Annotated in this window: 8 protein-coding genes and 1 pseudogene; all 9 read left to right on the top strand. The window is 49.6% G+C overall.

Going from position 1 to position 10318, the window contains the following annotated elements; all coding sequences use genetic code 11:
- Positions 1–1037 (top strand): annotated as a pseudogene (locus tag DSOL_RS28500) (hypothetical protein); the annotation flags it as partial.
- Positions 1038–1536: 499 nt separating this feature from the next.
- On the top strand, positions 1537–2268 hold the full coding sequence (locus DSOL_RS21480; RefSeq protein WP_075366827.1) for a hypothetical protein: 732 nt from the start codon (positions 1537–1539) through the stop codon (positions 2266–2268).
- 145 nt (positions 2269–2413) lie between these two features.
- Entirely contained in the window at positions 2414–2920 is a 507-nt protein-coding gene (locus DSOL_RS21475) for a hypothetical protein (protein WP_075366826.1), read from the top strand.
- A gap of 173 nt (positions 2921–3093) precedes the next feature.
- Positions 3094–3297 carry a hypothetical protein gene (locus DSOL_RS21470; protein ID WP_075366825.1) on the top strand — a complete coding sequence of 68 codons (204 nt, stop codon included), beginning with the start codon at positions 3094–3096 and terminating at the stop codon, positions 3295–3297.
- Positions 3298–3301: 4 nt separating this feature from the next.
- Entirely contained in the window at positions 3302–4237 is a 936-nt protein-coding gene (locus DSOL_RS21465) for a DNA adenine methylase (protein ID WP_075366824.1), read from the top strand.
- A gap of 30 nt (positions 4238–4267) precedes the next feature.
- Positions 4268–4702, top strand: coding sequence for a hypothetical protein (locus DSOL_RS21460; RefSeq protein ID WP_075366823.1), 435 nt, complete (start codon positions 4268–4270; stop codon positions 4700–4702).
- The gene (locus DSOL_RS21455; RefSeq protein ID WP_075366822.1) at positions 4699–4992 is read left to right on the top strand and encodes a division/cell wall cluster transcriptional repressor MraZ; all 294 of its coding nucleotides are present in this window, start codon (positions 4699–4701) and stop codon (positions 4990–4992) included. The genes DSOL_RS21460 and DSOL_RS21455 overlap by 4 nt, the downstream gene beginning before the upstream one ends.
- A complete protein-coding gene (locus tag DSOL_RS21450; RefSeq protein ID WP_075366821.1) occupies positions 4985–5572 on the top strand; it encodes a hypothetical protein in 588 nt (195 codons plus the stop codon). The genes DSOL_RS21455 and DSOL_RS21450 overlap by 8 nt, the downstream gene beginning before the upstream one ends.
- Positions 5573–5655: 83 nt before the next feature.
- A complete protein-coding gene (locus DSOL_RS21445; RefSeq protein WP_075366820.1) occupies positions 5656–10290 on the top strand; it encodes an S-layer homology domain-containing protein in 4635 nt (1544 codons plus the stop codon).
- The last annotated feature ends 28 nt before the right edge of the window (positions 10291–10318 follow it).

Here is a 10318-nt window from a genome sequence, read left to right as displayed (position 1 = left end):
GGCATACACCATTTGGTCATCAAGGGGAAAGGACGTTAAACAGTGAAATCCAAAATAAAGACAGGAAAGATGGGACACGGTTGGAGTATGGTGGATTTAAACATAATTATCATGCCCTGCGAGTGTTAACATATCTTGAAGAAAGCAAAACAGAATACGAAGGCCTTAATATTTCTTATCAGGTTTTAGAAGGGGTTCTAAAGCACACAAAACTAAGCAATGAATATGACATATCTCAATTTTTAGCAAATGGAAACGCGGAGCATTTATTTATGGACAAAAGTGAACCTACTACCCTTGAAGGACAAGTAGTAAAAATTGCCGATGAAATCGCTCAAAGAAGTCATGACATCGAAGACTCTTTTTCAGCGCGTCATCTTTCATATGATGAATTGCATTCGTTTTTGAGCACTGGAAAAACAACTGAGCTTAAGAAACTCCTTGAGGATTGCAACAACAGCATCAGGACTGTGAAAGCTTCAAGAATTATTGCGGATGAAGCGAGTCTTCTCAAAAGTATGATCTCTGCAAAAATAATAGATTATTTTGTCAATGATGTTTATACACAGTCGAAGATAAATATGACAAATTTTGATGAAACAGATGATTTTTATCAAGCCTATCATAAATTTGACAAGAAGATCATTACATTATCCGACAAGGGATTATTTTTATTAATATATCTGGAGAATATTATAAATAAGCGGGTTATCAACAGTTCAGAGGTAGCTTCTTTTGATGGTAAAGCAAGTTTAATCATTCGTTCACTGTTTTCTGAATTTTATCAGAATCCTGTTAAATTGCCGGATACTACGTTGAACAGGATTTATCGTGAAATGCGAAAGAATTTCTTAAGTACAACAAGATATAGAAATTCTGATATAACTTTACTTAGAGATGAAATCACCAGAATACATAATGCTGTTAACGAGGAATACAAACAAAAAAATAAAATTCTCGTTCGGAATATTATAGATTATATTGCTGGAATGACTGATACCTATGCAATTAACCAATATCACCAGTTGCTTGGATGATAGAATGACACCGACAAGTATAAAACAGGCGGTGTCATTCTCAAGAGGACAAAGAATGGTTCTGTTTTTACGATGGCTTTTCTATGATTGGAAGCAAAACTACGCAGTGAAGATATTGGATATGAAGAAATATACCGTAAGATTTACGATGAAAAATTACCCTTGATTCCTGCAATTATAACTGGCGGAGGAGTTTAAGCCATTTAAAAATTTATCCGAATTGTCGGTGCAAGGCACGTTGAGAGTATAATAATGATGACGTATAGTGGTCAAAAGGGCAAATAAGGCAGGTCAACCACTATATATAGTGGTTTTGGAGCAAAAAAAGGGCAAAAAGCGGGGTCAAAAAGTGCATTTTTGACCCCGCTTTTTTAGGGTATTTTATAGATGACATTCGATATTGGGAGTCTATGATTGATTTTTTCGGGATTGAAGATGAGAAATTTTTACGATGATATAATGATGAGTAATTTGAATTTATAAGGTAGGTGTGGATTTTATGGAAACGAAAAGAGTATGTGTATTTTGCGGCAATAAGAATTTGAGTAAAGAGCATATATTTGCACAGTGGCTATTGAAGGAATTAGGTATTCTGGGGAACGACGTAATTATGACACATGCAAATTTTGCCGGTATGCCTATTTCTAATAGAAAACATCCATTTTCAAAATTGGTTAACGGGTTGGTATGTGAGAAATGCAATAATGGATGGATGAGTCAGTTAGAAGGAGATTGTCAACAACACATAATTAATCTTATGAATCTAAACGGAATTAAAACAGAACTTATTTTTTTGGAAGAGCATTATGAAACGGTTGCAAAATGGGCGTTCAAAAATGTGATATTACTTAATTCTGCGACAAATTATAGACAGCTTGTTCCAACGAAACATTATATTTCGTTGTATGAAGGGAATATCCCAAACGGTGTATTCATTGATTTGGCGTTTAGTAAAAATAATCCTACGATAGAGTGGCGTCAGACACCAGGAGGGTTAGTGATAAAAGATAAGTCATTACCATTTCGGACAGATGCATCGAGATATACGATAACATTCCAAATTAAGAATCTACTGATTAAGGTAGTGTTTTATGATAGTGAAGAAAATACATTTTATGAAGATGAAGGAGCAATTCGTTTGTATCCTCAGTTTGGTGTATATGGAGAACCGAAGATGTTTAATGACATTGACAATTTTGATGTCCATGGTGTTATGCATGAATATTTGTAGTACACTCGGCAGTAATTAAACGAAAGAATAGCTGAATCAACTTCATACCATTTCAAAAAATTAGCGGTTGTATCTATGAGGAAGATACCCCGCTTTTTTTATGCCCTTTTTTAGGGCACCAATAAAAAAGAATGGAGGAAACAAAATGGCAAACGAGACAATGCGTATCTTTTTCCCTCTAAAGATACTCACCTACCCCGAGAGCGAGTATGGGCTGGAGGACAGTCCGATGGTAATCACCCCTGCGGAGGCGGTGTCTTATGAGGATGCTATCCTCGCCGCAATCGCAAAGGAGAACCGTCTCATTGAAAACGACCGAGGACTTGCAGAATACATCCACGACGAAACTCTAAATAAAAAGGTGTATAGCCTGTACCCGTCAGTGGAAATCGTCGACGGTGAGTTATGGGGAGTCATGACAGCTGGGCTGAAGGAGTCCCTCTCAGGAGAGGAAACCGCTGAGCTTCTTGATTTTGTGACTGGACAAAACAGTGACGGCTACGGCGAAGGTCTGGAACAGCGTCCTATTAAAACTCCTGACGGCGAGATCTATGTCAGCTTTTGGAATCATGAAAACTATTCCTTAAAGCTTGAGCAGGAGATGAAGAACAGCTCACCTGACCTTGGATTCGGAGGTCAGGTGATGGGATGAATGAAAAAGTGAACGGACAAATAGCGCACTTTGGTTTCTAATGAAGCTAAGGGGCGCTTTTTTTGTTGCAGCTGATTGCTGTGAGCCATACAACTAAATAAAAAAACGAGAAGGCGTTGTCTTTTACAAAGAAGGCAGCGCCTTTTTTGTTTTTCCGAGAAAGGAGCTGAATCATGAAGTATGATGTAACACCGGAAGAAAAAACAGGAACCGTAGAAAACGGTCCTCCTGCAAAGCATTCCTTGTCTCTGCCTGAAGATACCGCACGCTGTGCCGGCTGTCCTTATCCCGGCGTCGGCTTTATCTGCTGGAGTCCTGACGGCTCCTGCATGAGAACCGATGTTGAGAAATTCAGCCGCCGGAGCAAAGGGAGGTGATGGATTGAACAGCATCATCAGCTGGGTGGGCGGCAAAAAGGCTCTGCGGGATATGATCTATCAGCGTATGCCGAAAGAATTCGGAAGGTACATTGAGGTCTTTGGCGGAGGGGGCTGGGTGCTGTTTGGACGGCCTCCGGACGCCGCTATGGAGGTCTACAACGATTTCAATTCAGACCTGGCAAATCTGTTCCGCTGCGTCCGCGACCGTCCCTTTGCTCTGCTCAGGGAGCTGAATTTCTTTCCGCTGAACGGGCGCGACGAATTTAATGTCCTGAAAAAATATCTGGAGAAGGAGGAATTCACAAACGAGTACCTGCGGGAGGAATTGGATATCGCGCAGAGGTTTCTAAGTGAACCGCAGTTTGAGGAAATCAAGCCGATCCTTCTGGAAAACGCACAGATGAATGACGTCAAACGCGCCGCCGCCTTCTATCGTCTCATCCGGTTAAGCTATGGAAGCGGCTGTACCAGCTACGGATGTCAGCCCTTCGATATCCGAAAAACCTTTCATCTTCTCTGGCAGGGCAGCCGGAGACTAAAGGATACGGTCATTGAGAACAAGGACTTTGAAGCACTGATCAAGCAGTACGACCGTGAAAATGCCTTTATCTATTGCGACCCGCCATATTATCAAACGGAAGGACACTACGCCGTAGAATTTAAAATAAACGATCACTACCGTCTGCGGGACACCTTGGCATCTTGTCAGGGTAAATGGCTGGTCAGCTACAATGACTGCGAATACATTCGGGAGCTATATAAAGACTTCAACGTCGAAGCGGTTAGTCGCATCAATAACCTTGCCCAGCGCTATGACAACGGCTGTGAATACGCCGAAGTCCTGATCTCAAATTACGATACCGCCGAAAGGCTGAGTGACATGCCGACTCAGCTGGGGCTTTTTGATCACGCCGGATATTTTTACGGCATGGAATAACAAATCAAATCTATCAGGAGGTACATCAATATGAAACTGTTTGAAACGGTTGCGACCGTGGACAAGTACGGCCGCATCACACTGCAGACGGAAATGCTCGATGCCGCGGGACTGAAGCCCGGCGACGAGGTGCAGGTCACTCTTGCTGTGAGGCAGGAGGAATCGGAAAATCTTTATCCGCAGCTTGTTATTTCGCCCAACGTCCGGAAAACTACGGCACAAATTTCCGGCTATCATGAAAATGATGGGGACGTCGACCTGACTCTGCCTAACACTCTGCTGGAAGCGGCGGAGATTCCGGAGGGCAGCGACCTGGAGATCATCTGTACGGCCGGCGCCATCGTCATCATGGAAGCGGATATTCTGGACAACCTGCCAGACGAGCTCCGTGAATTTTTTGAAGAGCTTGGCTTCGACCCCGGCACAGTTCGGAAGGTTATGAGAGAGGAGGGATACTTCGTATGAAAGCAAAACCAATTTACAAAATCCTTGACGACAAGGGCCGTGTCCTGATCCCAAAGGCGCTCCGCACAGCCGCCGAAATAGAGCATGGCGATATCGTGCGGCTCGGCGTTCAGAAGGGCGTCGTCACAGCAAAAAAGGTTGATCTCATCGAAATCGGTGATCAGTCGCCGGAGGCAGTGGAAGCGTTCGTACGCGCCGCCATCCGCGATATGCCGGAGGAAACACAGATCGGCATTGCCGCAAGACTGCTGGAGATGATCGAGCAGAGAAAGGGGCAGCATCATGAATGAAAAAACGTTATTTACACAGGAAGACTGCCTGCAGACCGGATTTGATATGCCCATAGGCGGTAAGGTTATAGTCCTCAGACCCTCTGTGCTGTCGGAGGAATTCAGAAATACCAGGCACCAGCTGTATTTTTGTACCGGAGGCTTCGGCAGCAAACCCAATCCCAGCGGTCGATCCGTCTTCGCCGTTTCCCTAGCGGACGGTGAGCAGGTTCGCTGGAACCGTAGTGACGTCCTCGGCATCGCAAAGCCGGAAATCCTGTCTGATCATGCTCGTCTCCAGCTCTCACAGATCCGTTCGGCTGATGCGTTGGATTTGAAAAGCCACGAGCCCAAGTACAGCGGCTATTGCTTTCTGCCGGACGGAAGATACACCTCCGGCGTGTGGCTGTGCAGTACCAAGGAGGTACAGGACTATATCGAGATGCAGAAGGACTACCAGCAACGGGTGATGATTTGCGACCGGGATGACTTCTGCGTCTTTGAGATGATTGAAGGAAAGCTCATTCATCCGTCTCCGGAAGCTCTGGATGCATTCTTAAAGGAGCGGCAGGAGCAGGGCGGCATGGAGCTGAAGCTATGAAAACAATAAGGACTTAAGGCCGGAGTCAGATTGATGATTCCGGTTTTTTCGTTACCAAAAATTAAAGAAAGGACTGAAAACCCATGAAACAGAAAGGAAAGCGCATCGTCATCATTGCCCTTGCTCTCCTTCTTCTGATATGCGGTGGCATCTATACGATATACCGTCTGCATCCGGAGAGCTTTGTCGGGCAGGACGATATCATCACCCGCGGTGAGTACGCCGCGATACTGGCGCGGGATCTTTCGCTTAACACCACAAACGCGGAAAAAGACCCGCCCAGCTTTCCCGACATAGATGGTCACTGGTCGGAGAAATATATCGAGGCGTTGATAGACGCCGGAATCATTGACCCCGCCGATTACCCTGACGGTTTCCATCCTGATGCTCCCATCACCCGTGCCGAAATCATCAAGATGCTCGTAAGAGCGGAGGGGAAAAACGAGGAAGCCGAAAACACTCAGGGGCACAGCGGGTATCAGGATCAGTCGGATATCAAGGATGATGACAAAGGATATGTCATCATCGGCCGCGAGGGCGGAATCATCGGGGACACGGATGATAATAAATTCCATCCCAACGATCCGGTGACCAAGGGCGAAGCCGAGGATCTGAACGACAAGACCAAGCCGGAACCGTCCGCACCGACGCCGACAAATCCGTCACAGACTCCGGGCGCACCGGCGCCGAGCCCGACGCCTGACCCCACGGAGAAGCCGGTGCCCACACCGACGAATCCGGATGAAGGTCAGCCAACCCCAACTCCTGCACCGACTCCCACGCCCACACCGGGCAATCCGGGCGGCGGTTCCGGAGGCTCGGGGGGCCACACATATTATCCGGATGCTCAGATACGTTTTGAGTTTCCCGAAACCGCTCACACCGACAGCGAAATCCAGGTGATGCCTGTATGGAAGTATATGAAAAGCTACACCTGGTCACTGACCAAAACTGCTGTGGATGGTTCTCAGCAGCCCGTAGAGCTGGCGGACGCTGTCAGCGGAACCCTCGGCCTGGAGGGAGGCACGATCCGGTTCAAGGAGGACGGACAATACACTCTGACCGCTACGGCGAAAAACGCCAGAGGAAAAGAAACCGTGCTGTCCAGGCAGATCACGGTGTATCCGGTTATCGACCTGAGCTTTGACCTGCCGGAAACCACCCATACGGACAAATCAATCACGCTTACATTTCCGTTGGAAAAGCTCTACGGCCACGACATTGTGTGGACGGCAACGAAGAACGGAGAAACCGTCCAGACGACCGACATTCTGGAGGGAACGCTCGGAAATGAAGGCGGTACCTTTGTGTTCAGGAATAAGGGTGAATATACACTCACAGCGTCCATAACAGACAATACCGGCCGCGTATTCACCCACAGCGAAAGCACCAAGGTTTATCCGGTTGCCGGAATTTCCTTTGACCTCCCGTCTGCCTCCCATACGGATACAGCCTTCGGCGTCTCAACTGTGCTGACGGAGGCTGACGGACTGACAGCCAACTGGAGTCTTACCAAAAACGGCGAGGCGGCTGCCCTTGCGGATGCGGTTGACGGCGTACTGACCAACGACGGCGGCACGGTTCGCTTCAAGGATAAGGGCGTATATATGCTCACCGGGACGCTCACCGATGAAACCGGCAGAACCTTCGAAGCTTCTGATACGGTCACCGTATACCCTGTAGGCTCTATCGGCTTTTATGCGCCGGAGATCACCCACACCGACAAAACGGTCCATGTGGAAACACACTTTGAGAATCTCGGCGATGCTTCAATCGAGTGGTCGCTGACCAAGGACGGAAAGGCTGTTGACCTTGCCGACGCGGTTCAGGGCGAGCTGACCAACGACGGCGGCTTCATCCGCTTTAAAGACAAAGGCGAGTATGTTCTGAAAGCCGCCTTCACCGATCCGGCCGGCAGAACCTACAGCTATACCGCACCGGTCAAGGCGTACCCCGTCCCCAGTATCTCGTATACATTGCCGGAAACCGCTCACACCGATACCACCGTCAGCGTGGTTCCGGAAAACTCCGAGCTGGGCAGCCTGAAGGTTGAGTGGCTGCTGGAGAACGGCCTCGGATTCCAGGATTTTGGGACGTATGTCGACGGGATGCTGGATAACAAAGGCGGCTCCATCCGCTTCAAGCACGCAGGAACCTATGAACTGATCGCGCGCATTACCGATGAAACCGGCCGGGTATTTTTGTTCGAGAACGGCGGCAGGATCGAAGTCCTGCCGGTGTTGGGTATTTCCTTTGAGCTTCCCAAAGCGACCCATACCGACCGCACCATCGACCTGAGAACACGCGGCAACAATAACGTGCTGCCGGTGGAGTGGACAATCACCAAGGACGGCGAGCAGGTTGAGCCTTCGAATGTCATGGAGGGAAGCCTGAACGCCTACGGCGGAAAAATACGCTTTACGCAGGTCGGAGATTATACCCTCACCGCCTCTATGACAGATGCGCTGGGCAGAGTGTTCTCCTACAGCGCATCCACTTCGGTCTATCCGATCCCGACGATTTCACTCAGCGCGCCGCAGGTCTGGTATGCCGGTGAAGCCGGAACTGTCAGCGTCAGCGGTACAGATTTGACGAACCTTACTGCGGACTGGACAGTCGTGAAAGATGACGGCGGTGCCGAACCGTATTCCAATTACGCAACCGGCACGCTCACAAAAGAGGGCGGCAGCCTGACCTTCCCGACAAAGGGACAGTATGAGCTGACTCTGACCATGACGGACCCCACCGGCCGCACCTTTGTTCAAAGCAGAAACCTCACGGTCTATCCTATCCCATCGATGTCACTGAGCCTCCCGCAGACCTGGCATGCCGGGGAAGCCGGAACGATCGGCGTCAACGGTACGGATCTGGAGAACCTTACAGCGGGCTGGACAGTCAAGCAAGGGGATGACGCTGAGAAGCCTTACTCTGATTATGCTTCCGGTGCTCTGACCAAGGATGGCGGCTCAATCACCTTCCCGTCGAAAGGACAGTACCAGCTGATCCTCACGATGACGGATACCAACGGCCGTGCTTTCACCGAAAGCCGAAGTTTCACAGTCTATCCCATTCCGTCCGTTTCGCTTAGTATCCCAGAGCCATGGTACGCCGGGGAAGCCGGAACGGTCGGCGTCAGCGGAACGGACTTGGAGAACCTCACAGCGGACTGGACGATCTGTCAGGGCAGCGGTGAGGTAAAGCCATATTCAGCCTATGCCGCCGGAAACCTGGCTAAAGCGGGCGGCACAATTACCTTACCCTCTAAAGGACAGTATGAATTGACTCTCACGCTGACGGACCCCACCGGCCGCACCTTTACTAAGAGCCGGAGCTTCACAATATCACCCATCCCGACCATGAGTATCGGTGTCCCTCCGCTGACCTACAGCGGCGAGTCCATGGCAGTCACCGCCTCAGGTGCGGAGCTTGATGGAGCGAGCGTCAACTGGCTCATCTCTGTGGATGGCGGCGAAGCAAAGCCCTACACCCAATACTCGGCAGGCTCAGTCGGAGCAAGCGGCGGCAGTCTTACCATCAGCACGGATAAAACCATTGCGGTAAAGCTGATTGCTGAAGCGACGGACACAAACGGCAGGAAATTCACCTTTACGTCCAACACAGCGACCGTCAAGCCAATTGCCAGCTTCCCGTTCACCGTTCCGTCCTCCGTGCATATCGGCTCTAGCATCAGCGTAACCCTGCCGGTCACATCCGGACTGGAGGGCAGAAGCCTCACATGGTCGCTGACCAAGGGAGGCACCCCGGCAAGCTACAGCGGAAGCCTCTCAAACAGCGGTGGCAGCATCAGTATCAACGCCACCGGCATCTATACCCTGACTGCCGGTACGACCGACAGTGCAGGCAGACTGTTCAGCTATTCTCAGAATATCACCGTCACCAATAACGCGCCGAACAAGCCGACTGGCAGCGCGTCGGTCACCCGAACCGCAAAAGACGGCAAGCTTCTGGTTAACCTCTCAGCTTACGCCGCCGATCCTGACGGCGACGCAGTAAGCTTGGAATATTCCGGCAACACTGCTGACAGCTACTATGCTGTGGGAACCCATACCGTGAAGGTTCGGGCAAAGGACGCATGGGGACTGTATTCCGATTGGACGGATATAATCTTCACAGTAAACAACTCCGCTCCCACAACGCCGGTGATCACCCGTACTCCGGACGGCAACAGCATCGCGCCCGGCGTACCGATCACAATCATCGCCTCCAGCACCGATCCTGACGGCGATGCCATCACCTATGTATGGGAAGGACGTCCGGCACAGACCAGTACCAATTATCCGCTGGGGAAAAATGTGGTGCGCGTGAAAGCCGTGGATTCCACCGGAGCTGAATCGCCATGGGCTGCCATCGTGTTCTTTGTGGCTGATCCAAATAGAGGTGGCGGTATGACGCTGACCGGCCCTGAGTCTGTAATTCTGGAGCAAGGCATCGCGGGAGCGACTATTACCAATTACACCTTTACGGTGCCTCCTGTTTCCGGGCACAGCGGGCAGGACTATGGACGTGTGCGCGGCTACAACGTGCTGACCGGGCAGTGGGATCAGCTGGACTACTCGCCGACGACCAACGGCATCACCTTCAGCCGCATCCTGTCGCCGGGAATTTACAGTCAGTTGGAGTTCTACTACTATACCAACCATGACTGCATGTACAACAAGAGCAACATCACCTATTCCGTCACCTTCTACTTCGAGTAACACGGCAATCTTAACGCCGGGAAAGGAG

The sequence above is a fragment of the Desulfosporosinus metallidurans genome (assembly GCF_001936615.1).
In the GTDB taxonomy this organism is placed as follows: Bacteria; Bacillota; Desulfitobacteriia; order Desulfitobacteriales; family Desulfitobacteriaceae; genus Desulfosporosinus; species Desulfosporosinus metallidurans.
This window is presented reverse-complemented; position numbering and strand designations above follow the sequence as displayed.

Bases quoted from the DNA above. Each gene is read 5' to 3' on its own strand.
- DSOL_RS21455 (WP_075366822.1), top strand. From the start codon at position 4,699: ATGAAAGCAAAACCAATTTACAAAATCCTTGACGACAAGGGCCGTGTC.
- DSOL_RS21470 (WP_075366825.1), top strand. From the start codon at position 3,094: ATGAAGTATGATGTAACACCGGAAGAAAAAACAGGAACCGTAGAAAAC.
- DSOL_RS21450 (WP_075366821.1), top strand. From the start codon at position 4,985: ATGAATGAAAAAACGTTATTTACACAGGAAGACTGCCTGCAGACCGGA.
- DSOL_RS21475 (WP_075366826.1), top strand. From the start codon at position 2,414: ATGGCAAACGAGACAATGCGTATCTTTTTCCCTCTAAAGATACTCACC.
- DSOL_RS21445 (WP_075366820.1), top strand. From the start codon at position 5,656: ATGAAACAGAAAGGAAAGCGCATCGTCATCATTGCCCTTGCTCTCCTT.
- DSOL_RS21460 (WP_075366823.1), top strand. From the start codon at position 4,268: ATGAAACTGTTTGAAACGGTTGCGACCGTGGACAAGTACGGCCGCATC.
- DSOL_RS21480 (WP_075366827.1), top strand. From the start codon at position 1,537: ATGGAAACGAAAAGAGTATGTGTATTTTGCGGCAATAAGAATTTGAGT.